Raw genomic sequence first — 24,498 nt, 5'->3', positions numbered from 1 at the left:
ATTTTTTGGAATGGTCTTGACTGGTTCTTTGCTGCCACTGCCCCCGGAGATTTTGGGTTATCCCCAGGCGACAACACCGGAGATCGCACGACGGCGATCGCATTTGAAACAGTGGGGCATTGAGGCGATGGTTGCGGTAGGGACGAAAAACCTCGGTACTTTACCGATTCTAGGGTTGGGTTACGTGGGGGTTGTGGTCATGGTGCTTTGGCGGGGGCAGCCCCGTGCGCTGAAAATTCGCCGTTTGGATAGTAACCACGACAGCTTGTGGCCGGAAATTGACTGTTTAGTCAAGGCCAATCAGATCGGCATTGGCCCCCGTTTGCTCAAGGGGGCAGCGGATTTCCTCTTAATGGAATTTGTGGCGGGGCGATCGCTCCTGGCTTGGTTGCAGGCCCATCAAGGTCAAGTACATCAAGCCTTGAGACGGACGGTGATGGAAAATATCCTCTCCCAAGCCTTTGCTCTCGATCAGATGGGGTTAGATCGCGGGGACATGGGGCGTTTGACCCAAGACGTGATTGTTAACGCTCAATGCCAGCCCGTGCTTTTAGATTTTAGTGGTGCTAGCCTGAACCGCCGCCCCCAAAACCTAACCAGTGCGCTCCAGGGACTGCTGTGGGGGAGTGCGTTGGCGGAGTATTTTGCCCCGGATTTTCCGGCGAATCAGCGACAAAGATTAATGCCGCACCTGAGACTTTACAAACAAAAACCCCATTCTGAACAGTTTCAAGCGATTATGGCGGCCCTAGGCTGCAAACAACGGTAATAATCAGCCCTGGGACGAAAAATTTTTGGCATACTCAGGGGACAGCCTGTTGCAGTTGGGGCCTTTGGTATGACTTCCCGTTCTCTTTCTCCCGAATCGCGCCTTGCGCCACAAACCACGACGACCTTTGATGTTCAGGGGATGCGTTGTGCGGGTTGTGTCAAGGCCGTAGAACGCCAGTTAACGCAGCAGTCTGGGGTGCTTTCGGCGGTGGTGAATCTGATTACGGAGGTGGCGGTGGTCACCTATGAGCCAGAAAAAATTCAACCAGAAGCGATCGCCAACCGTCTATCCCAAGCAGGCTTTCCTAGCGAACCCCGAACCACAGAAGTTGAAACCTTTAACCAATACCAAGAAAAACGCGCCCAATCCCAGCGAGAACAATATTGGCGTTTGGGGGCGGCGATTGTCTTGCTCCTCGCGTCGAGCCTGGGCCATTTGCATCACCTGACGGGCCTGAAAATTCCCCTGCTGCACTTGATGGGTGTCCATTGGGCGATCGCCACCTTGGCCTTATTTATTCCGGGGTTGCCGATTTTGCGGGACGGCTGGACAGGACTGATTAAAGGCCATGCCAATATGAATACTCTGGTGGGTCTCGGAACATTGAGCGCCTACCTGACAAGCTGTGTGGCTTGGCTGATGCCCCAGTTGGGTTGGGAATGTTTCTTTGATGAACCGGTGATGTTACTGGGATTTATCTTCCTTGGCCGCACCCTCGAAGGTAATGCCAGACTCAAGGCGATCGCCGCCCTCGAATCCCTCCTCGCTCTGCAACCCCAGGGGGCGCGCCTGATGGGTCGAGAACAAAAAGGCGAAACCGAAGAAATTACAATTCCCGTGGCCCAGGTACAGATTGGCGAATGGGTGCGCATTTTACCCGGCGAAAAAATTCCCGTAGATGGAGCGATTATTCGCGGTGAAACCACTGTGGATGAATCGATGTTGACGGGGGAAGCGCTGCCCCAGGAAAAAACGGTCGGCGCATCGGTAAAAGCAGGCACCCTCAATCAACTGGGGGTGATCATTGTGCAAGCCACCCAAACGGCCCAAAATACGATGCTCGCCCAGATTATCCGCACCGTAGAGGCCACCCAGACCCGCAAGGCTCCCGTGCAAAAAATGGCGGATACCATTGCGGGATATTTTGCCTATGGGGTGATGGCCTTGGCGGTGTTGGTCTTTTTATTTTGGGAGCTGATCGGTAGCCAACTCTGGTTAGATTCAGGGGCGACGAACCCAGAAATCTTAAGCCTGAAATTGGCGATCGCCGTTTTGGTGGTGGCCTGTCCCTGTGCCTTGGGGTTAGCAACGCCCACAGCTCTCCTGGTGGGGACAAGTCTTGGGGCTGAGCAGGGCATTTTGATCAAAGGGGGGGATATCCTCGAACGCCTCAATCAACTGACCACCGTTGTTTTTGATAAAACGGGCACCCTCACCCAGGGCAAACCCCAAATTGTCGAGTGGGTTAGTTTTGCCCCTTGGTCGCAAGATTCCCTGCTGCAATGGGCCGCGAGCCTGGAACAGCGCAGCACCCATCCCTATGGCCAAGCCTTTGTGGCGATCGCCCAGCAGCAAAACCAAAAACTCTTTGCCCCTGATCAGGTTGAAACCGCTTTGGGTAAAGGCATTGTCGGTCAAGTAAATGGCCAGTCGGTACATATTGGTAGCCAAGCCTGGCTTGAGACCGCCCAAATTACAATCCCGGAAGCCTGCCATCACCATCTCGAAACCTGGTCAGCCACGGGCAAAACCACCATTTTTATTGCCATCGATCACCAGGTGGCTGGTTTAGTGGCGATCGCCGATCCAATTCGTCCCGATGCCGCCGCTCTAATCGAGAATCTACGCGCCAGAAATTTAGAGGTAATCCTCCTCAGTGGCGATCAAGCACCCGTCGTCAAAAATCTCGCTCAAACTCTCCAGCTTGATCATTATCAAGGTGCCCTTTCCCCCATCGAAAAAGCCGCCGCACTCCGTACCCTCCAGGCTCAACAAAAAGTAGTCGCGATGATCGGTGATGGCATTAACGACGCGCCAGCCCTCGCCACCGCCGATATTGGCATTTCCCTCCAGGGGAGTACTGATGTTGCCCTCGCCACCGCCGACATTATCCTCATGGGCGATCGCCTGATGGATTTTGCCCAAACCCTCCACCTGAGCCAAGCGACCGTCAAAGTGATCCGCCAGAATTTAATCTGGGCCTTTGGCTATAACCTCATCGCAATTCCCCTCGCCGCAGGGATTCTCTTGCCGCAATTTAACTTCACCCTCAGTCCCGCTGTGGCCGCAGGCTTAATGGCCATGAGTTCTGTACTAGTTGTGACGAATTCCCTCACCTTAAAAAAATCGTTCCAAAAAACAAATTAAAATCCCCAATAAAGTTTCACATCAATATTTTTAAACCACTGGACTCGCCTCTGAATATTCATTTCATAATGAATGCGGCGTCAAATAGAATTAAATATTTATCATGCTTAAAATGCTGGCTTTAGTCTTCTTGGGAATTACCACTTCCATGACCTTTCCAACCATTGCTAAAGCGCTACCCGATCAAAAAATTAATCAATATTTAGCAGAACACTACACCCAATACCAAACACGAGAAAATTTCTCTGGAATTCAATTATCCGTTAAAGTTAACGAAGCCCCAACCCAAACCTACGTCATCGGTCGGGAAAGTCATGACCCCAACAGTGCGCCCATTACAGCCGAAAGCCTCTTTCACATCGGCAGCATCACGAAATCTTTTACGGCGGCTTTACTGCTTCAAAATGACAGTAACCAAGCCCTTGATCTAAATGCTGACTTTACCCAATATTTACCCGAATATTCCCACTGGTCTGGCATTACAACCACGCAGCTTTTGAATATGACATCTGGCTTGCCAAATTATACAGATAGTCCCACTGTTAATTATTTGTTGTCGCAAGACCTGGAGCAATTTTGGGAAGAACGCAGTTTGATTGACTTTGTTTATCCACAACATTCTTCTGCTAAACCGCCCCTCAGAAGCGGGTATGACTACAACAACACAGGATATTTATTAAGTGCCCTGCTTTTGGAAACAGTTACCGAAAAATCCTTTGCTAATCTGATTACAGAGCAGCTTTTGCAACCCTACGAACTGGAAGACACATTTTATCCTGTGCCTAATCCTAGTGCCGCTGTTCAGCAACGTCTCGTCGAAGGTTACAATTTCAACCCTTATACCAACCCAGAACTTGTGGGAAAAGATGTTAGCCGTAACAACCTGTCTTGGGCAGGGGCGGCAGGGGCCTTAGTTTCAAATACAGAAGACATTATTCACTGGGTACGAACATTATTCATTGAAGACAATTTGCTGTCCGCTGAAGAAAAAGAAGAAATGCAGCAAATCGTTTCTTTACAGACAGGAGAGGCGATCGCCCAAACAACAGCGACAGATCCCTATGGTTTTGGTTTGGGGATTATTCAGGGTTACGACGAACGTTGGGGCAATTATTGGTTTTATCAAGGCGAAACACTGGGCTATCGTTCATTTTATGTGTATTTCCCTTGTAATCAAGTGATTATTTCTGCTCTATTTAATAGCTCTGTAGATGCTCAAAATAACCACGCCCGCAGTTTAATCCAGCAGGTCTACGGTACTCTTTTAGAAGATGATCCTGCGTTGATATGTCAGACTTGAGTGTTGGAAAACGAAGTTGCTCATCCTAGACAAGCAAATTTAGTCTGAGTTTAGACCCAAGTCGATTTTATTTGTTCGATGCCGTCTTCATAAGCAAAGGCTAAAAAAATCTTCCGCTGCTTAAGCTTGGTGAACGTTTCTATCGGGGAGCTTAAGCATTGGAAGACAAGAATCAATTAAATTTGGCCTAGATTGGTGGCTGGTTAGCGCACCGTAAAGCTGTAACGATCTTGGACGACATAACCACCCGCAGACCAGTTGTAGTAGACGCGTACTTCATAATTGCCTGGGGTGAGACCTCTGAATTGACGGGAACCCGAACGCTGCCCTTGGGTATAAAACCATTCACCGTAGCTATCGTCTGGGGCATTGGCCGCAACAATGGTGATCCAATCCTGGCGATTACCAGGGAGATTAGCGTAGTTCACCATAATCGGTTCATTAGCTTGGTAGACCGTTTTATTGGTAGAGATATGACGGTTGTTAATTGGTGTTGCCGCTTGTGTCCCGACAGTGAAACGATACCGATCCTGGACGACATAACCGCCATTGGGCCAGTTGTGGTAAACCCGCACTTCGTAGCTGCCAGCAGCGAGACCTTTGAATTGACGGGAGCCAGAGCGTTGACCATCGGTATAAAACCATTCTTCGTAGCTATTGTCGGGGGCATTGGCCGGAACGATGGTAATCCAATCTCCAGAATTGCCCGGTAGATTGGCGTAGTTCACCATAATTGGCTCACTGGGGGCGTAGGTTGTTTTTTGGGTGGCAACTTGTCGTCCAACTGGAACTTGACTCACCAGCACCGGGTAGGCGTTAGGGATTGTGCTGGGAACCGTGGGACTGGGATTGGCGATCGCCCCCTCAACCCAAAAGCCGAGGAGGACGGGTAAACAAGAAAACAGGGGCCGTAAGGTCGATTTCATGGGGATTTTTAGAGAGAAAAGATAGTGAAAAAGTAGTGTGCGAAGTAAATTTCAGTTGGGTCTTGGGCAAACAAGTCCGTTAGATAGAGATAGTTGCTGAGGCCAAGAACTGATGCAGATTTTCTCGGAATAGCCGACTCTAGCTGAATTATAGGCAGCTCTTGGGGAGGTGACCTAGGTTTTCTGGCTGATTACAAGAAATTTTTCCCTAAAGAGAGTACGTCCTGATCACTGCTGATAGTTTCGCGTTGGGGGATATTCCCCTTCAAAAAATCGACGTTCTAGGCGATGGAGTTGCCACCAGAGTCCCGCTAAGACAATGATCACCGTGGCGATCGCCCCAAGGCTCCAAGCTGGGAAACCATAGAAAACAGCGAAGGGCAAACCCAACCACAGGAGAAATCCCAAACCAATGATGCTTTTTTTCCCTTTTTGAATCCGATGAAGGGCCTGGGTACAACTGGCGCAATTTTTGGTGTGGGAATGATAGCGCTCTAATAATTGACTTTGTTGTGGTTCTGCGGGCAAAAAATCCTCGTCCGGGAAAGGTTCGCCGTACCGTTCTACCCACTGGCGATAGGCCAACACAAACAGATCTGAACTGGTTGGTAAATAACAGATTTTGGCGTAGTTTTGGGTCGATTTTGCCAGCTCCCGTTCTTGGAGGTGCAAAAAGATTTGATCATCTTCGAGGATGCCCATTTGATTGAGATGGGAAAACCACCGGGGGGTAAATTTAAACGCGAGTCGGGGTATGGCCGCTTTAAAACGGAAGGGGAGCCGCACAATCGCCCGGCAGCGTCCTTTCTCGGTGGGGGTCGCGTAGACAACGGTCATCACCTGGCCAAAGGGACTTTCGGGAATGTCGTGCCACATGGCCGCTGGTGCAAAAAAAGTTGTTTTCTGGGAGCCTAAGGTGCCGCGTCGGGGGCCTTCTTCCCAATTGCCTGTGAAGCCTGTTTTTTCAACTTCAGAAACGTCCAGGATAAATTCCTTGGCATTTTTACGGTTACCGACCCGGGGGTGGTGGGTAAAGGCCACATGGCTCGTATCCAGGACATTTTCTAAGAGGGTTGTCGCATCGTAGGGAATATCACGAAATACATCAGCCATCACCCATTCCCCTGGATGTTGGTCTAACTGGGGCACCGTCGGGATCGGCGTTTGGGCTGCCACGTGGCGATCGCCCCCATAGACGAACAGCAACCCTTGTTTAACGCAACTGGCATAGGTTTTTACCTGGGCTCTGGGACTGTGGTGGGCCTCACCGTCTGGGGCTTGGAAAGGAATTTTGGTACAGGCGCCCGTCTCCGCAAATTGCCAACCGTGGTAAGGGCATTCTAAACAGTCATCGACAATGCGACCTTCGGATAGGGGCGCGAGGCGGTGGGGACACACATCGCTAAAGACTTGCCATTGCTGGGTTTTGGGCTGCCACCAAATTACGAGGGGTTCCCCCAGCAGGACGAAGCGGGTGGGTTTGGTTTTGTCGAGATCCTGCACGAAATGGATCGGATACCAGGCTGCGTGCCAATCAAAGGCAGGCGTCGTGTCGGCAGTGGGTTCAGGGAGGGGCGTTGCAACCATAGATTAGAAAAGGAAATTTCAGACGGAATGATTGGGGTCAGTGCTTTTAGCTTAACGAATTGTTACATTTCCTTGGGGCGATCGCCTTTGGGTTTTGCCCTTTGCCTCCTGGTCGTCTTCACTACAATGGGATGGAAAACCGAGCCGCTAGAACTGATTTGGAGACCAAAACCGCGTGCGTAACATTACTCCCAACCAAAATTTTCCCCTCTCACTGATTGGGGTGGCGATCGCCCTGTTATTTTTCATCGTGCTCAATGCGTTTGTCATCATTAATCCTGGCCAAGCCGGTGTCTTGAGCGTTCTTGGGAAAGCCCAGGACGGCGCTCTCCTGGAAGGAATTCATTTCAAACCACCTCTGATTGCCAGCGTGGATGTCTACGATGTCACCGTCCAAAAATTTGAAGTCCCAGCCCAAAGCTCGACCAAGGATTTGCAAGATTTGACCGCCCGTTTCGCCATTAACTTCCGCCTCGATCCCGTGAAAGTCGTCGAAATTCGACGTACCCAGGGCACCCTACAAAATATCGTCTCGAAAATTATTGCCCCCCAAACCCAAGAATCCTTTAAGGTTGCCGCCGCCAAGCGCACCGTCGAAGAAGCGATCACCAAACGCACCGAACTTAAGGATGACTTTGATACCGCCCTCGAAACCCGCCTCGAAAAATATGGCATCCTTGTCCTCGACACCAGCGTCGTTGATTTAAACTTCTCCGCAGAATTTTCCCGCGCCGTCGAAGAAAAACAAATCGCCGAACAGCGGGCGCAACGGGCCATCTACGTCGCCCAAGAAGCCGAACAGCAGGCCCAGGCAGATATCAACCGAGCCAAGGGGAAAGCCGAAGCCCAACGCTTGCTCGCGGAAACCCTCAAGGCCCAGGGGGGAGACCTCGTGCTCAAAAAAGAAGCCATTGAAGCCTGGAAAGAAGGAGGCGCACAAATGCCGAAGGTGCTCGTCATGGGTGATCAACGCTCCAGCGCCCCCTTTATCTTTGATCTCAACGACATGCCGAAATAGCCCTACAACCCAATCAAAATTTTCACAAAATTACCATCGGGCGATCCAAAGGCGATCGCCTTTTTATGTTGTTTTTGACTAGCTGGAAACATTTTTTAAGCAGGGCTAGTCTTCAATAATCCCTGCATAAATTTAGCAATCCCCATTATTGTTTAGAACATTTCCAAGCAGTTGAAAACGAAAAAATCAGCGGAACATTTACGGGAACAAGTCGTCTAAAAACCTAGTAAATTTAGCTTAAATAATTCGATTTAAGCATTTTTTAAGTGAGAAGTGACGGTAACAACGCTAACCTGAAAATAAGCAGTCACCCTAATCTGAAACGCAAGGAAAAATAATATGCCTTCTATGAAGCGAACCCAGCAATCCACCGCTCTTCTTTTGGCCTTATCCCTCGGACTAGGAAGTACATTACCCTTCCAGGGATCGTTGCTGCAACCCGCAGCGGTGGTGGCCCAAACAAGTCAATTTCCAGATGTTCCGAGTAATTATTGGGCCACAGGATTTATTAATGAATTGGTGAACCGAGGGATCATTGCCGGTTTTCCTGATGGTTCTTTTCGGCCCGATGCGCCTGTGACCCGTGCTCAGTTTGCGGCCATGGTGCAGAAAGCCCTCCCCAAGAGCCAAGACCGCAATGCGATTAATTTTGTAGATGTCCCCAGCAGCTATTGGGCTTTTAATGCGATTAATAATGCCTACGAGATGGGCTTTCTTTCGGGATATCCAGGTCAGGTTTTCCGCCCCGAACAAAATATTCCCCGGGAGCAGGTTTTAGTCGCCCTAGCCAATGGTTTAAATTATTCAGCCCGTAACAACATCAATACCACCCTCGGCTATTACCAGGATGCGGCGAATATTGCTGATTTTGCCCGGAGCCCCATTGCCGCCGCGACAGAACAAAAGATGGTGGTGAACTATGCCAATTTGCAACAACTCAATCCCAAGCGCAATGCCACACGGGCTGAGGTGGCCGCGTTTATTTATCAGGCTCTCTTTTCCCAGGGTCAGGTACAGGCACTAAATTCCCCTTATATCGTCACCCAGGATGTGGTGGCTGTGGACTATCGCATCACAGCGGGCACGATTATTCCAATTAGTTACACCGCTGACAAAATCCTCTTAACCCAGGATGAAATTTTACCGGTGACCCTCACGGTGGATGCCAATATTGTCAATACCCAGGGGATAGTGCTGATTCCCCAGGGCAGTGAAATTCAAGGGGAGTTCCGACCGTCAGGAAATGGGACGCGCTTTGTCGCCCAACGCCTAGAGTTACCCAACGGCCAAATGTACAATATCAACGCGGCCTCCCAGGTGATCACAGATACGGAGAGTGTGCGTCGGGGCACTGATGTGGGTAATCTGTTGAGAAATGCGGCTTTAGGTACGGGGGCCGCTGCCGCGATCGCCGCCATTACCGGAGACCGGGCGATCGCCACAGAGGAACTCTTAATTGGTGCTGGTGCTGGTATTCTCGCAACCTTGATCCCCCAATTTTTGGGCCTTGATCGCGTGGATCTGTTGGTGGTAGAAACCAATACGGATCTTGATCTCACCTTGGCCAATGACCTGATTCTTCAAGTCAATCCCTAGGAAAAAGATTGTTTTAGGGTTTTTGAAAATTTGGCGATCGCCTAAGGGGATAATGGGGCTGGTTGGCTAGGGTTTGAGAGACATCACCATGCTCGCGCTTTTACAACAGTCCGGTTTGTTGGCGATCGCCTTTATTTTTCTATTCATCTGGGGAGCCTGTTTCGGCAGTTTCCTCAACGTGGTGGTTTATCGGCTGCCAGCGGGTTTATCCCTGGCACATCCCCCCTCCCGCTGTCCCCACTGTGGCCACCAACTGGGCGCACGGGAAAATATTCCAGTATTGGGTTGGCTCCTGTTGGGGGGCAAATGTCGCTGGTGCAAAACGCCCATTGCCGCCCGGTATCCCCTCGTTGAAGCGCTGATGGGTTTGCTCTGTGTCGCCACGGTGGTTCAATTTGGGTTGACCCTAGAGGCGATCGCCGCCTTTACCCTGCTGTTTTGGTTGGTGGCCTTGGCCCTCATTGATTACGACACTTTTACCCTGCCCAACCCCTTAACCCAATCGGGCCTCGTACTCGGTCTCCTCTTCCAGATGGGGCTAGGCTTCCAGGCGAATGGCTTCCCTGGCGCGATCTATGGGTTAATGGGTGGCATTGGGGCCGCAGTATTGGGACTGTGGTTACTAGATGGCATTGGTGTCATTGGTTCGGCGGTGCTGGGCCAAGAGGCCATGGGGGGCGGTGATCCGAAACTTTTGGCGATGATTGGCGCCTGGCTGGGGTGGCAAAACGTCCTCTTAACAGTAATTTTGGCCTGCGCCCTGGGCACAATGATTATCGGCGGGGCCATGGGCCTCGGTAAACACCAACGGGGACAACATTTACCCTTTGGGCCGTTTCTTGCTCTGGGGGCGATTAGTAGTCTCTTTTGGGGCGATCGCCTGATCGAACTCTACCTAAACACGTTTTTGGGTTGAAGCTTTTCTGTATGATGAGGGATGGTCGAAATCTAGGGCAAAATCAATCGTGAAAACTCCCCGCTGGCAACGGCGCAAACTGAGTCTCAGGCAACGGCAACTGGAAATCTTTACCGTGGCCGCCCAGTTTATCCTCCGGCTCGGCAAAGACCGACTCCCCGGTGGCAACCCCGCCCGCAAACGCCACCGCCAAGCCCGCTGGCTCGTGAATCACCTCCTGGATCTGGGGCCAACTTTCATCAAAATTGGCCAGGCCATGTCAACCCGCCCGGATCTATTTCCCATCGAATACATCGAGGAACTGAGCCAACTCCAAGACCGGGTGCCGCCATTTAAGGGGCAAGCGGCGATCGCCGTCATCGAGCAAGAATTTAACAAATCTATCTATGCCCTCTTTAAGGACTTTGAACTAGAACCCCTCGCCTCCGCTAGCCTGGGCCAAGTGCACCGGGCCACCCTCTACAGCGGCGAAGAAGTGGCTGTAAAAGTTCAGCGCCCCGGCCTGAGTCGTCTGTTCCAAGTGGATATGCAAGTCCTCGAAAAACTCTTGCATTGGGCCAGTTATTTTTTAAAAGACCTCAAAAAATACAATCTCAATCAAATTTACCGGGAATTTTTCGAGCTTCTCTACCAAGAAATTGACTATATCCATGAAGGAAAAAATGGTGATCATTTTCGGCAAAATTTCGCCGACGATCAGCAAATTCTCGTGCCCAAGGTTTATTGGCAATACACCACCCGCAAGGTCTTAACCCTCGAATATCTACCGGGCATTAAAATTGACGACCGGGCCGCCCTCGAAGCAAGCAATATTGACCCAGACCATGTGATTAGCCTCGGCATTTCTTCTTACCTCAAACAACTGCTCCAGGATGGCTTTTTTCAGTCCGATCCCCACCCCGGCAATATGGCCGTCGATGCCACAGGGAAGCTGATTTTCTATGATTTCGGCACGATGACCGAAGTCAAATCCATGGAAAAAACCCAGATGATGCGCACCTTTTTTGCGGTGCTGCGCAAGGATACGGACGAGGTGGTCGAAACTCTGGTTTACATGGGCCTCATCGAACCGATGGCAGATATGACCCCAGTCAAACGGATGATTGCGTTTCTTTTAGATCGGTTCCGCGATCGCCCCATTGATCTCCAGGAATTTGAGCAGATTAGTAACGAGCTCTACCTGATGTTTGAGCAGCAACCGTTTCGCCTGCCGCCCCAAATGACTTTTATCATCAAGGCCCTCACCACCCTCGATGGCATTGCCCGCGCCCTCGACCCCCAATACAATCTCATGGCGGCGGCCCAACCGTTTATTCGTAGCTTGGCCGTGAGTCACAAACCTGGGGAAAATCGCCTGGGGAGCCTCGCTCAACAGACTAAAGAATTCGTCCTGTACCAATTCCAGAAACCCAGCCGCACCGAAATGGCCATTAAACGCCTCGAATCACGCATCGAGTTGGGCGAACTACAATTTCGTGTTAAATCCGTTGAAGGCGATCGCCAATTGCGCCGCATCTACCTCGCGATCAAAACCATGATGTACGGCATCCTCTGGGGCTTCAGTAGCGTGGTCGGTATTTTAGTCTGGAGTCAAGCGACCTCTCTCTTCCTCATCGGGGCGATCGCCCTCACCGTATTTTTCTTTGGCCTCCAAACCCTCCGCGCCCTCCTCCAACTGCTCATCCAAGAACGCCTCGATCACTTAATCCGTCGTTAATAGGCTCCCCCAATTTCAATTTAGACACCATTGGAACAGCACAAGGTGAAAATCCTAAAATTCCTTGCTATATCTAGGTTTGAATCACATGAATGGGGCGTCAAGATCGGTGGGGTCAAAGTCTTTTCGTAGCTAAACATACTACTTTTAACCAAGTCTTTATGGTAAGAAAATAATCTCTTTCTGTAGCATTAGTATTGCTCAGATTAACTAATAGAGTTGCCCCCAAGCACCATGAATTTTCAATCTTGCCCTAGCCCCATTTATTCAAGCTTTTTGTACTGCGGTTTGAGCCTAGTCGTCCCATTCAATGCGGCCACCAGGCAGCCCGATAAAACTATGAAATCCATATTTTTCAGGCGATAAAGTCGATCTAGAATAAATTGCCCCTGACATAATTCTGTCGCTGCGCTTACCCACTACCCTCCCGATCCATGTTTCCCAGCCATGGGTAAAGACCAAAGGCGCTAAACCCTCTTCAAATCAATTCCCGCTAGTGTGTTTCATATGAAAGTGCAAGATGCCACCACCAAAAACGTTGTGATTCCGGGCCAAGTCCTCCAATCCCTGATCCAACGGCAAATGTCGGGGACCATGACAATTTACGATCCCTTAGATGAATCGGTATTTTGGCAGCTTTATTTTGGGGGCGGGAAGCTGCATTTTGCCACCAGTGGTATGGGTAAACGGGAGCGCTTAACGTATCTTTTAGGGCAACTGTTTCCGAAAGCAAAATTTCCCATGGGAGATAGCTTTTCCCAAGATTACGATTACATTTGTCAAATTTGGAAGGCGGGGAAATTATCCCTCCAGCAAGTCCGCCAAGTTTTATTTTTTACGACCCAAGAGGCGATCGCCCAATTTCTATCCCTGCCCCGCGCTGCCATTAAATTTGAACGCGCCCTTAATTTAGATCCCCTGTTGCTGTCCTTGTCCCTCAAGGAAATGGTGCGCCCAATCCAGCCGACCGTTCGCCAATGGGTACAACTCCGCCCCGAAATCGCTTCCCCTTTCCAGCGCCTACAAGTCAAAGATTTCCGTGAAATCCGGAGCCGCTCCTGGCTAAACCTCCAGGACTATCAATTTATGGAAAGCCTCCGGGAGCCCCTCGACCAACAAGTCACCCTCTATGAGCTGAGTCACCACACCCGCCGTTCTACCCTCGAACTCAGCCAACTCTTCCATCCCCTCGTCAAAACAGGCTTGATTGAAGTTATTCCCTATGCGGGCGTTCCCCAAAAACCCAAACCCCGCATTGCCTGTATTGATGACAGCAAATCAATACAGCGGGTCGTCAAAATGACCCTAGAAGCCAGTGGCTTTGAGGTTATCGGGGTCACTGAACCTGCTTTATCTCTGAGTACCTTTGCTCGCCAACGGCCAGAACTAATTCTGATGGATATCAACATGCCCGAAATCGATGGTTACGAGCTTTGTCGCCTGTTCAACCAATCCGAAATGCTTAGGGATATCCCCGTGGTGATGCTTACGGGGCGCGATGGAATTATTGATCGCCTCCGTGCCAAGATGGTGGGGGCTTCTGACTACATCGCTAAACCGTTCAATCCCCAGGATTTGATACGGATGGTGCAGTCCTATGTGGAGCAAACATCAGCGCAATCTACGCCCTAGAGGTTGTATTTCATAATCTCTAAACTCAATTTTCAGAATAAATTGCGCCAAGTTCTAACACTGACACTGATCAAGAAAATAAGATGAAAAAAGTTTTAGTTGTTGATGATTCTAAATCGGAACAAACCCTTGTCCGGGCACTCCTGGAAAAAATGAGCCTAGAGGTCAGCCTTGCGGACAATGGCGATGAAGCCTTAACTTGGCTGCGCAACCATGACCAACCGGATCTAATTTTCCTCGATATTGTGATGCCTGGGCTCAATGGCCTCGATTTATGCCGAGAAATTCGCGAAAGTCTGGGTTACGAGGAGGTGCCAATTATTTTTTGCTCTAACAAAAGCCAGGACTTCGACCGTTTTTGGGCGTTACGTCAAGGGGGCAACGCTTATTTAACGAAACCCTACAGTCCGATGGAATTCATGAAAACAGTCAAAGAGTATTTGGCTTAGATAGTGCTGTTTTTTCTTCGATAAAGGTCTGATTTTGCCATGGTCGCTCCCCCTACCCAAACCGATTTTTTCCGGGTTCAACTGTATCCTGCTGGGGCTGACCCCCTTGCCCAAACGCGCTTGTTGATTCCCCTAGAGAATATGTTGGAAGTGATGACCCTGCCCCGCCAAGACATTTGCCCGGTACCAGGGGTCGCTCCAGGAGTGTTGGGGGTGACGAACCAACGGGGGCAGTTGATTTGGGTGGTGGATCGGCGATCGCCTTCGGGATTAGGAACATCTGCAGCGCGGCCCAATCCCCAGGAAAAGCTAACGGTGGTGCTCCTGGGCCAGGGGGATGCAGGGCAAGTGGGCTTTGTGGTGACCCAGCTTGAGGGCATTGCGCCGTTTGACTTGGGGGAGGCGGCTCCGGTGGCGACGGCTTGGCAGAGATTTTATCCCCATTGCGATCGCCAACTGGTCAAGGGGCCAGAGACGGGATTTACATTGGCCATGGGCCATTTATCCCGCCACCTACAGGGCGTTCCGGTCAATCAGTAAGTTTTGAGTTTTTTCAACGTCAATTTCACAGAATCACTACCTATGGGCACAACAGAACAGACCATGAACACGGCAACTTCTCCGGCTTTTTCTGAGGAAATCAAAGAACTCCAGGCGGCAATCGCCCTTGATCCGACAGATATTGTGATGAAAATCAGTCTGGCGAGTCAACTGGAAACCGAAGGCTTTTTGCCGGAGGCGGCGGAAGTTTACCGCGACATCGTGGCTTCAGATCAAGACGGCGTCTTTGCCGCCAGTGCCCAACAGGCGCTCCTTGCCCTAGGGGAAGCGATGGATTTCCCAGAGGTAAAGAATGGCAATGGTAACAATGGCGATCGCTCAGCGGCATCAACCAACGGGAATGGAACAGCGGCTACGGCCCACCCACCGGAATCTCCCATTGTCCTAGAAGTCTCAGAAGCGAAAGAATACAGCCCAGAGATTGTGGCATTGCAAGCAGCGATCGCCGCTGACCCCACGGACATGGTCGCCCAAATTAGCCTCGCCAGCGCCCTCGAAAGTGAAGGCTTTTTTCCAGAGGCGATCGCCAGCTATCAGCAAATCATTGACCAAGATCCCGAAGGCATTTTTGCCGCCAGTGCCGCCAAAGCCCTTGAAGATCTTCAGGCACAGTTGCCCCAGCCCGATCCAGAGACCGATGACCCCTCGGCGATCGCGCTTCCAGACCAAACCCCCAAACCCGTTGCCCTGGTTTACGACGATGTTGACTATACCGATGTCGATGTCACCTCCCCTCCCCTGAAGCGATTACAGAACCTTTCTATTGCCCAGAAACAATTCATCGGTATTTTTGCTTCCAGTGCCATTGCGATCGCCGGAGTGGTGGCAGCAGGGGCGGTGATTATTGTTACTTCTGGGCGATCGCAGCTCCGGGAACAGGCCACCTCAGAGCTCGCGGTCAACGACATTAACTACAACGTCAAAATTGACCAGATGGGTTTTGGGTTCCGGGGCCAATCGGATAACGCCGCAATCATCGCCGCCGCAGCGGCCTACCAAAGTACAGGTACCGTTCCCCCTGAGCAGCTCGCCCAGGTGCAGGCCATTCTCCAAAACGAAATCCAAGCCCGTAATATCGAATATGCCACCCTGGTCAGTACGAATCTCCGGATTATCACCAACGGCAACGGCGATCGCCAAGGGGAAGTATTTGACCCCAATGGCCTCGTCACCCAAGCCCTCCAGACGAGACAGCAACTCAAAACCAGCGAACTACTCCCTTGGGATGACCTGAATCGAGAAGTAACCAGATTCCCCATTGGCACCAAAAAAGGCGAATTTGCCCTCGTCCGCTACACCGTTACCCCCGTGATCGGCAGCAACGATAATCTTCTTGGGGCCTTGGTTTCCGGCGATGTGATTTTCAATGCCAAATTGGATATTGCCGCGAATACTGTCAGTGCGTTCAATGGCGGTTACAGTGCGATTTACCAAGTCAACCCCGATGGTGGTTTCCAGCTCGCCAGTGCCCTCTACCAACAGGATGCCCAGGAAGAAGGGGAAGACAGTACCCGTAAGGTGATCCAGACCTCCCTTAATGCCCCTGATCTGCTCACGCTACCGGATTTCTCTTTCCTGACGGCCGCCGTCAACGCTAGGGGGGAAACCGTGGTCGATACCCAGGTGATTGATGGCATCTCCTACACCCTCGCGGCGGAATCCATTCTCAATAGCGCCGGGGAACCCGTGGCGATCATTGTCCGGGGCACCGATGAAAATACCCTCAATGCCCTAATCCAGGACAGCTTACTGCTTCAGACAACGGTGGGTTTAATTGGGGTCTTTGTGGCGGCTGGTCTAGCGTGGCTCCTGGGACGCACGATCACAAGACCGATCAAGCGCCTCCAAAAGGTAACCACTGAGTTTGGGGCCGGGAACCTTGATGCGAGGGCCGAGGTTTTTGCCAAGGATGAAGTGGGACAGTTAGCCACCACGTTTAATAATATGGCAGCGCAAATTCGCTCCATTACCGATGCCGTCGAAGCCCAAGCTCAAGCTAAAGATCAAGAGGCAGCCTTCCAGCGCCAGGAGCGGGAACGTCTCCAGGAAGGGGTGATTCGGTTGCTGCTCCAAATTGAAGAGGTGCGCCAGGGGAACCTCACGGTACAGGCGATGGTAGACGAAGGGGAAGTGGGTTCCATTGCCGATGCCTTCAATGCCACCCTCCGGAGTCTGCGGGCCTTGGTTTCCCAGGTGAAATCTTCGGCAGACGAGGTATATGATTTGGCGATCGTCAACAATGACCTGATCACGCGCCTCTCCACGGAAGCCACAGTCCAGGAACAGGCGATCCAATCGGCGGAACGTTCGGTACAAGGCATTGCCCAATCCATTCAAGCGGTAGCGAAATCGGCCCAGGGGGCAGCCCAAATTGCCCGAAAATCCCGTTTGGCGGCCCAGGAAGGCCAGGCAACCATGGACGAAACGGTGACAAGTATTGATCTAATTCGGGGTTCAGTGGCAGATACCTCGAAGAAAGCGAAACGTCTAGCAGAATCTTCCCAGGAAATTTCGAAGATCGTTAACATCATTTCTGACATTTCCGAAAAGACGAACCTCCTGGCTTTTAATGCTTCCATTGAGGCAACGCGGGCTGGGGAAAATGGCCAAGGTTTCCGAGTGGTCGCTGATGAAGTACGTCGCTTGGCAGAACAGGTCACCACAGCAGCCCAGGAAGTGGAGCAGTTGATCGGCGGGATCCAAGAAGAAACGGCCCAGATGATGCAGATGATGGAGGAAAGTACTTCCCAGGTGGTCACGGGGACAGAATTGGTGAAAAAGACGAAAACGACGCTCCAGAGTGTGTCCCGCATTAGTGAGGAAATTGACAAAGTGCTGGCGCGGATTTCGAAGGCGATGGTCTCCCAGCGGGATGTGTCTGGGAAGGTCACGAAAATTATGCAATCGGCGGCGGAGGTGGCCCAAAAGACGGCGGCAGAATCCCAAACGATGTCTGGTCAGTTGGATGCGCTAACCCAGGTGGCGATCGCCCTGAAGGATTCTTCGTCCCGCTTTGAGATTGAGTAACGTTTTTATTTTTCGGCTGTTTTAATGTTCTTTTACTATCTTTGCCATGTTGGATGCTGCTAGTTTAAAGGCGATCGCCCTCGAAGCCCGCCACTGCTTTTTGCTGGAAGATGCCCCGGATTTTGTTGAGTTGTTCCACCAAAGTATGGGGCTGTTGCAAGCAGAACTCCAACAACCAGCAGGCCACGATCAGGCAAAGCTATACCAAGATCTGGTGCGCGCTGCCCATTCCATCAAAGGAGGCGCTGGCATCGCAGAATTATCGACCCTGCACAACCTAGCCCACCAGATGGAGGATCTCTTAGAGGCGATCGCCGCCGGCCGGATTAAAGCAGAACAGACTGCACTGGATTTGATCAGCCTCGCCATGGAGGAGGTGCAACATTGCCTCGACTTGGCAGCCCGGGACGACGACCACCCAGGGGACAGTCCGGGGGCCGCACAAATGGCGATCGCCCTCCAAGAATTTCTCGGTCAGGCCCAAACCCCTGCACCCGAAGCCATTGCTCCTGCTGGTAATGCCCCCAGTAAATTTGTCGCCACCGCCCTCAAGGTGGATCTCGAAGCCTGTGTGCAGCGCCTCGAAAAACTCCTCACCCACGATCCCACCCCCCGCAGCGCCGCCCGCCAACTCAAAACCCTCGAAGAAGAATGCCGCCTCCTAGGGGATGCCCTTGGGGTTCCCTGGCTGAAGGCCATTGCCACCCTGATCCAAACAGCCCTAGATAGTACGGCCATTGATTCCGTTACCCTCAGCCAAGGGGCGATCGCCGAAATCCGTCGTCTGACCCAGGCATACCTAACCAACCCTGATGAGGCCAAGATTAGCGAATCATTCCAAGCTCTCCTAAGCGTTCCAGAACCACCAAAACTTGAGATCCCAGCCGAGGCTGACCCCAGTCCCGATCCAGTTCCTGCCACGCCGGTTAATGCCACGCCAAAACCTGCTCCCAAACAAACCTCTAGCCTGCAAATTCGGATGCCGATCCAGCAACTCAACCGCATGGGGAATGCTGTCGGGGAACTGTTCATTGGCTACGAAAAGCTCACCCGGCACCAAGATCAACTCCTCCGGGCCAGCCGCAATCTTAAAAAAAGAACCCAGCAACTCAACCCGATCCGCGATGAAGTGACAGCCCTCTACGATAAATTGGCTGTGGCTACCGCTGGTTCAGGCCAAAATGGTGGCAGCCAAAAACCGTCCCTAGAATTGGCCACTACGACCCATACAGAATTTGACACCCTCCACTTTGACCAATACACCCAGGCCCATTCCCAACTCCAGCAGTTCCAGGAACTAATGGTGCAGGTGCAGGAGATCCAGGAAGATTTGGAACTAATGCGGTGGGAGTTCCAAGAATCTTTAGAAGGGGTGCGGCAACAGTTAGAGTATCTCAACCAGGATCTGACCCAATCGCGCCTGATGCCTTTTGGTAATCTGGCACGCCGTTTTCGTCAGTCCTTGGAGACCTTGAGTAAACGCTACCCCCAGATGGCACAGCTCGTGATTGAGGGGGAACAGGTTTTGGTAGACCAAGCAATTTTGGAACAATTGCGCACGCCCCTGACCCACCTAATCCGGAATGCTTTTGACCATGGCATTGAACCGCCCCAGGAACGCCGCCAAGCCCAAAAAACCGAGACGGGAACCATTCGCCTCAGTGCGCAATTGCGGGGGAATATGGTGGAAATTTTGGTGCAAGACGATGGCCGGGGTATTGATCTAAACCGGGTGCAACAAAAGGCGATCGCCAAGGGACTTTGTGCGCCCAATCACCAACCAACTGAAGCCGAAATCCTTGAATATTTATTTGCCCCAGGCTTTTCGACGAGGGACACCGTCAGCGATCTCTCTGGTCGGGGTCTAGGTCTTGATATTGTCCGCCTCGAACTGGCCCAACTCAAAGGCACCATTATCGCCAGTAGTGAGCGGCACCAGGGCACAAAATTTACGATCCGCATTCCCCTGAGCTTTAATATTTTGCCGTTGCTCCTCTGCCGCTGCCAGCAACAGGCGATCGCCTTTCCTTCGGTGACTGTCCAGGCTGTGCTCTCGCTGGTTAACAAAGACAATTTAGAGTATCCAGAATTTCTTGATTGGCAGGGCACCCCCCTCAAACTCCATGCCCTCGATCAACTGCTGCCCTATCCCCAAAGCAATCTCCTCCTGCCCCCTGAACAGCGGCCAGCCCCCACCATCGGTCTGATCGTGCGTCAGGGGAAAAAATCTTTGGCGATCGCCGTGGATGAAATCCTTGGGGAACGGGAACTGGTGCTGAAATCCCTAGACAATACCGTGGCCTATCCTCCCTACGTTGCGGGGTGTACCGTGTTGGGTTCTGGGGAAGTGATTCCGGTGCTTTTACCCGATGCCTTTGAGCAACTCTTGGCCAGCCCAGAGCAACCCCAAGCTTCTAGCCCCGCCCCTGAACAACCCAAGCGCCAACCGACGATTTTGGTCATTGATGACTCTGTTGCTGTCCGCCGTACCCTCAATAAACTATTAAATCAAGTCGGCTATCAGGTGCAGCAGTGCCGGGATGGCAAAGAGGCCTGGAACCTCCTCAACCGCTCAAAACAGACCTTTGATCTCGCAATTTGTGACCTGGAAATGCCTGGTTATGATGGCTTTACCCTCTTGCAAATGGTGCGGGGCCAAAGCCAATGGGACCACTTACCCTTCGTAATGCTCACCTCCCGCGATAATGATCTCCACCGTCAGAAAGCCCAGGATCTCGGTGCCAATGATTACTTCACAAAACCGTTTCACCCGGTGCGCTTCCTGAAGGCGATCGCCCAATATGTCGAGGCTTAACCGCAAACCAAGATTACAGGCGCAAATCCAATTCTGTAAATTCTTCAGCATCTATCTCAATGCGGAGCTGGCCCGGTTTAGCGGGTTTGCCATCGATGAATAGGTCATAGACACCAGTTCCTACAGATTCTAGATAGTAGATACCTGCGCCATTGGTCACCGACAATGATCGCTCCTGGGGGTTGTTTTGGTTGACTGCTTCGACCCTTACCCCACCCAGTGGTTTCCCTTGGGCATTGACCACCGTGCCCGCGACAATGTAGGCACGGGTAAGGGGCACATAAATAGGCGTGTAACTACCAGCACTCACTTCTACTGCAAAGGCCGACTGCGTTGTCTGCCAGCCCAGGGGCAAGCCCGCCGGATCTACATCGAAGCGATAGGTATCCGGTGGCAGTCGCACAAAGATTCCTCTCCGTCGCAAATCCGGCTCATATTCACTAAAGCGGTTAATGGGCTGTTCGTTAATCAAGAATAAAAAGTCTGCGGTTTCCGCCTCAATCCCTTGCAAATAGGCCGTTTCTGTTTCATCTTGGACACCATTCCGATTGGCATCGATAAAAGGGATCACCACAATGCCACCCTCTGTTCGTAAACGTTCAAAGCGACTGGGTTTTAGGCTGAAATTAGGTGAAAGGATTGCATCGGAACCAATGAGGAGGCTGAAGCTTGACTCATTACCCGTAAGAGAAATATCTTGGTACCGCGCGGTTAGATTCAGGCCCAAAAGCTGATTGGTGGTTACAGCAATTTGCCATCCTGCTCCCTGGGTGCCAACGCCATAGCCAAGATCGACGATCCAGTCGGAAAGGCGATCGCCCACCGTCGAATTCATTTCATAGCGCCACCCTGCCACGAGCAGCTCGTTCGTCCGGGCCTCGTTGTCCTCGTTGGGGCTACTTTGGTAGCGCGCAAAGACCGAGTGACCCGTATCCACCAGGGCTTCAGGATTACGGAAAAAATACTCTACTTCCGTTGCAATCTGACGGTCACGCAGCCGGTGGTCTAGGGTGAGGTTTTGATAGCGGGAAAACAATCGCCAATCAGGGCTTTGGTCGGCACTAAAGGTCACGCTATTGCGAATTAAAAGATCCCCAAGGGCACCACTGAGGTCGAATCCACCTTCCAGGGCTTTATTGTTAAAGCTCCAACCAACCCGCGTACTAAAACCCGGAAAAAGCCGCCAAGTGGCCTGGGCGATTTGATCGCTGCTGTTACTGTTGAAGGCAAGACGAAAATTGTCACTGACATCCCAGCGGGTGCGAATGCGCTCAGACAGTTCATCTTTGTCAAACTCAAAATCAAACCTCTGGCCTGGATTGAAGCGGACATTTAGATCGTAGCGGAGATCAGATTGTTGTTCGTCGCTATTAAAGGTTGCTGCTCCCGTGATCCGCAGGGGCAATCGACCGGGCTGAAAGAAAAATTCCCCTAGACCTTTAAGTTGACCATCGTAAAAAAGACCCGTACCGAGGGTGAGATTGTCCGTGGCGCCCCAACGGTAGGCGAATCCTCCCTGGAGATCATCCGAGAGGGAGCCAAAAAAAGTATCCGCTTGTCGAAGCCGTTCAAAGCCAGCAGAGAGGAGGAGGGCTGAGGTGCCTTTACTCAGCTGCCCAGGCAGAGAAGAAAATTCAGCGGCCCGAATTTCTGGGAAGGCGCTCAGTTGACCATTGGGATAAAGTCGAAGTTCGTAGCGATTACCGGCTATGCCGCCTCTGCCTTTATTGGTAGAAGCACTGGGAATATTTTCAAAGCGATAGATGCCAGACTGATCAACGAGTTGTTCCCCAACAATTAAATTGCCATTTTTATTGACCAGTTGAACAAGAGTCCCTGGTTCGGCGCGGCCTCGGATATCACGCTCTAGGCGATCGCTATTGAGACGTTGTTGGGGATTAAAGCCATTGCTGGCATTGGTAAATTCGGTGGGAGGTTGAAAGCCAAAGCGGCGCACGATACTGACACCTGTATAGCGACCACTGCCCTCTGGCCAAAAGGTACGCTGATCGCCGATGACATAGTCGGTGCTAGGGGTTTGGCGTAGGTATTGAAATTCTTCGAGTTGCCAACTGCGGGGATCGGTTAAATCGCGTTGATCAATCTTGCTGTACCAACTTCCCCCAAAAAATGTCCCGATGCCAACCAGATCGCCTTCGTATTCTGTGGGGCGATCGCCTCCTCCTGTCACACGAATTTCTTGACCAATAGCACTAAAAGACAAATTCGGGGCTTCAATGCGGGGTAAACCCTCCAACACAATGGTCCGCTCCGGGAGGGAATATCGCCCAGTTAATCCCAAAGAACCTGATGCCCTCAGCCACTCAGGGGTCAGAACAATAGCATATTCAGAAATATCAAACTCCACCGGAATTTGTAGCAGATCGCGGATCTGGGTGACGGTGAATACCAAGCCCAATTGTGGATCTGTATCGAGAAGGCTGGGATCGAGCCTGATGACTGCTGCCGGAGACCGCAATTCTATGGTGCCATCGGCAAGGGGGGTTGCCGTAAATTGGAGCGCTTTGAGGACATCATTGTAGGCGATCGCCCAGTTGGAAAAATCAATGGCTTGAATGCCATTTTCTGAACCTCGTACCAAGGTGCCAGGATTGGCAGTGCGATCGCCAAGCTTAATCCCCACCGGAATCAAATCAAAGGATGCAGGGAAAGTCTCCGACGTGGTTTCCGTTGCACCATTATCAGCAGGCTCGCTGTCCTGTTGGGCATCAACAACCTCAGCACCCAATAGGAAAAGCATGAAAAAGCTGAATAGTAGTAGCCGAAAGGTCAAGGGTAAATACTCTAAACGACGGGGAAAAATGTGAGACTTTTTCAGGTTAGAGTGCGCCACAGTTTCTCACAACAAAATAAGTCATCTGGCTGAATTTATTTTTCCCATTGGTGAGGGTCGGGTTAAGGCACGCTACCGTGCGGCAGGCACCGTGACATCAAAGGAAAATGGCGTTGTGGTCACTGCTCCAGATTCGCTCCATTGCAACTGCCCTGCTACTTGATAGGTTCCCGCTGGTAAGTTAGTCCGGTCTGGGGGCAGCTCTAGGGGGAAAAGGCGATCGCCTCCGGCAATTACAGTACGTTGATCAATATCTGCCTGGAGCAAAGGCTGATCATTTTGTGACAATGTCCAGGTGCCTTTTGATTGCACCGTACCATTGCTGGGGTTACTCACCAAAAGTTGAAATTCTTGTTTCGTTGGATCGTAGCTCGCCTCAACGGGAGTCAAGGCAAAATTGACCTGGCCATGTTTCACGTAAACTGTCACCCCCACACGGGCCCGAATACTCAAACCGCCCCCCGCTTCATCTCGTTCTCGCAGGGGTTCAGCAAAGATCACCGACCGATATTCACCATTTGCCGTCGAAGGCAACATTCGCGTAATCAGTCGCACTCGTCTCGTTTGGCCGGGTTCTAGAACCAACTCCCTAGGGGAAAACATCAAATAAGGACTGAGGTCATAGGGATCGGACTCTGCGGTGGCAAAACCAGTGCGCGTGTAGGTAAAAGATTCCGCCGAGAGGCGTACCCGCTGGGATTGGGTTCCCTGGTTTGTTAGACTGATCACCCCATTCGCCATCCCCTGGCTGGTTTCTGTTTTGATCACCATGGGAGAGACTTGCACCTGGGCGTTGAGGGGGAGTGGCAAAAGTAAAGCCAAAGAACAGAGCGCCCAGCTAAGGTTTTTGCGCCAAGACACAACAGGATAAGCCATAGGACAAGGAAGAAAAGAAGTAATGGATAATGAAAAGATGATGGCCTAGAAGCAATCTACGGAGAAAGGCTGCTTACAAATTGCT

At 51.5% G+C, this 24,498-nt stretch carries 16 protein-coding genes; 12 read left to right on the top strand and 4 right to left on the bottom strand.

Features of this window, described 5'->3' with window-relative positions:
• Positions 1–10: 10 nt before the first annotated feature.
• The 3 genes from AWQ23_RS13015 to AWQ23_RS13005 all read left to right on the top strand — a co-directional run bounded on the left by AWQ23_RS13015 (position 11) and on the right by AWQ23_RS13005 (position 4,439).
• Entirely contained in the window at positions 11–769 is a 759-nt protein-coding gene (locus tag AWQ23_RS13015) for a hypothetical protein (RefSeq protein WP_062436055.1), read from the top strand.
• 69 nt (positions 770–838) lie between these two features.
• Positions 839–3,139, top strand: coding sequence for a cation-translocating P-type ATPase (locus AWQ23_RS13010; RefSeq protein ID WP_062436053.1), 2,301 nt, complete (start codon positions 839–841; stop codon positions 3,137–3,139).
• Between the two features lie 148 nt (positions 3,140–3,287).
• Positions 3,288–4,439, top strand: a complete 1,152-nt coding sequence (locus AWQ23_RS13005; RefSeq protein ID WP_062436051.1) for a serine hydrolase — start codon at positions 3,288–3,290, stop codon at positions 4,437–4,439.
• 203 nt (positions 4,440–4,642) lie between these two features.
• Here AWQ23_RS13005 and AWQ23_RS13000 read toward each other — a convergent pair whose 3' ends face one another.
• On the bottom strand, positions 4,643–5,365 hold the full coding sequence (locus AWQ23_RS13000) for a hypothetical protein (RefSeq protein WP_062436049.1): 723 nt from the start codon (positions 5,363–5,365) through the stop codon (positions 4,643–4,645).
• Positions 5,366–5,593: 228 nt separating this feature from the next.
• Positions 5,594–6,952 (bottom strand): Rieske 2Fe-2S domain-containing protein, encoded by a 1,359-nt coding sequence (locus AWQ23_RS12995; protein WP_062436047.1) that lies wholly within the window; start codon positions 6,950–6,952, stop codon positions 5,594–5,596.
• Between the two features lie 175 nt (positions 6,953–7,127).
• Here AWQ23_RS12995 and AWQ23_RS12990 point away from each other — a divergent pair, with 175 nt between their 5' ends.
• From AWQ23_RS12990 to AWQ23_RS12950, 9 genes are all read left to right on the top strand, one after another.
• A complete protein-coding gene (locus tag AWQ23_RS12990; RefSeq protein WP_012308201.1) occupies positions 7,128–7,970 on the top strand; it encodes a prohibitin family protein in 843 nt (280 codons plus the stop codon).
• 348 nt (positions 7,971–8,318) lie between these two features.
• On the top strand, positions 8,319–9,566 hold the full coding sequence (locus AWQ23_RS12985; RefSeq protein WP_198158664.1) for an S-layer homology domain-containing protein: 1,248 nt from the start codon (positions 8,319–8,321) through the stop codon (positions 9,564–9,566).
• Positions 9,567–9,654: 88 nt separating this feature from the next.
• On the top strand, positions 9,655–10,482 hold the full coding sequence (locus AWQ23_RS12980) for an A24 family peptidase (protein WP_062436045.1): 828 nt from the start codon (positions 9,655–9,657) through the stop codon (positions 10,480–10,482).
• A 49-nt stretch (positions 10,483–10,531) separates the two neighbouring features.
• Positions 10,532–12,199, top strand: a complete 1,668-nt coding sequence (locus tag AWQ23_RS12975) for an AarF/ABC1/UbiB kinase family protein (protein ID WP_083500723.1) — start codon at positions 10,532–10,534, stop codon at positions 12,197–12,199.
• Positions 12,200–12,706: 507 nt separating this feature from the next.
• Positions 12,707–13,831, top strand: coding sequence for a response regulator (locus tag AWQ23_RS12970; protein ID WP_062436040.1), 1,125 nt, complete (start codon positions 12,707–12,709; stop codon positions 13,829–13,831).
• An 83-nt stretch (positions 13,832–13,914) separates the two neighbouring features.
• Positions 13,915–14,280 (top strand): response regulator, encoded by a 366-nt coding sequence (locus AWQ23_RS12965; RefSeq protein ID WP_012308196.1) that lies wholly within the window; start codon positions 13,915–13,917, stop codon positions 14,278–14,280.
• 39 nt (positions 14,281–14,319) lie between these two features.
• Complete coding sequence (locus tag AWQ23_RS12960; RefSeq protein WP_062436039.1) at positions 14,320–14,820, top strand: chemotaxis protein CheW; 501 nt, start codon at positions 14,320–14,322, stop codon at positions 14,818–14,820.
• A gap of 42 nt (positions 14,821–14,862) precedes the next feature.
• The gene (locus AWQ23_RS12955) at positions 14,863–17,868 is read left to right on the top strand and encodes a HAMP domain-containing methyl-accepting chemotaxis protein (protein WP_062436037.1); all 3,006 of its coding nucleotides are present in this window, start codon (positions 14,863–14,865) and stop codon (positions 17,866–17,868) included.
• A 46-nt stretch (positions 17,869–17,914) separates the two neighbouring features.
• Positions 17,915–20,683, top strand: a complete 2,769-nt coding sequence (locus AWQ23_RS12950; protein ID WP_062436036.1) for a response regulator — start codon at positions 17,915–17,917, stop codon at positions 20,681–20,683.
• A 13-nt stretch (positions 20,684–20,696) separates the two neighbouring features.
• Here the strand turns inward: AWQ23_RS12950 and AWQ23_RS12945 are convergent, their stop codons facing one another.
• Together AWQ23_RS12945 and AWQ23_RS12940 are read right to left on the bottom strand one after the other, a co-directional pair.
• Positions 20,697–23,444, bottom strand: a complete 2,748-nt coding sequence (locus AWQ23_RS12945; protein ID WP_232308909.1) for a carboxypeptidase-like regulatory domain-containing protein — start codon at positions 23,442–23,444, stop codon at positions 20,697–20,699.
• Positions 23,445–23,609: 165 nt separating this feature from the next.
• Entirely contained in the window at positions 23,610–24,413 is an 804-nt protein-coding gene (locus AWQ23_RS12940) for a hypothetical protein (RefSeq protein WP_062436032.1), read from the bottom strand.
• Between the last annotated feature and the right edge of the window lie 85 nt (positions 24,414–24,498).

The sequence above is a fragment of the Picosynechococcus sp. PCC 73109 genome (assembly GCF_001521855.1).
GTDB lineage: Bacteria > Cyanobacteriota > Cyanobacteriia > Cyanobacteriales > MRBY01 > MRBY01.
Note: the sequence above shows the minus strand (reverse complement) of the source record. Positions and strands in the feature narration are given on the sequence as shown.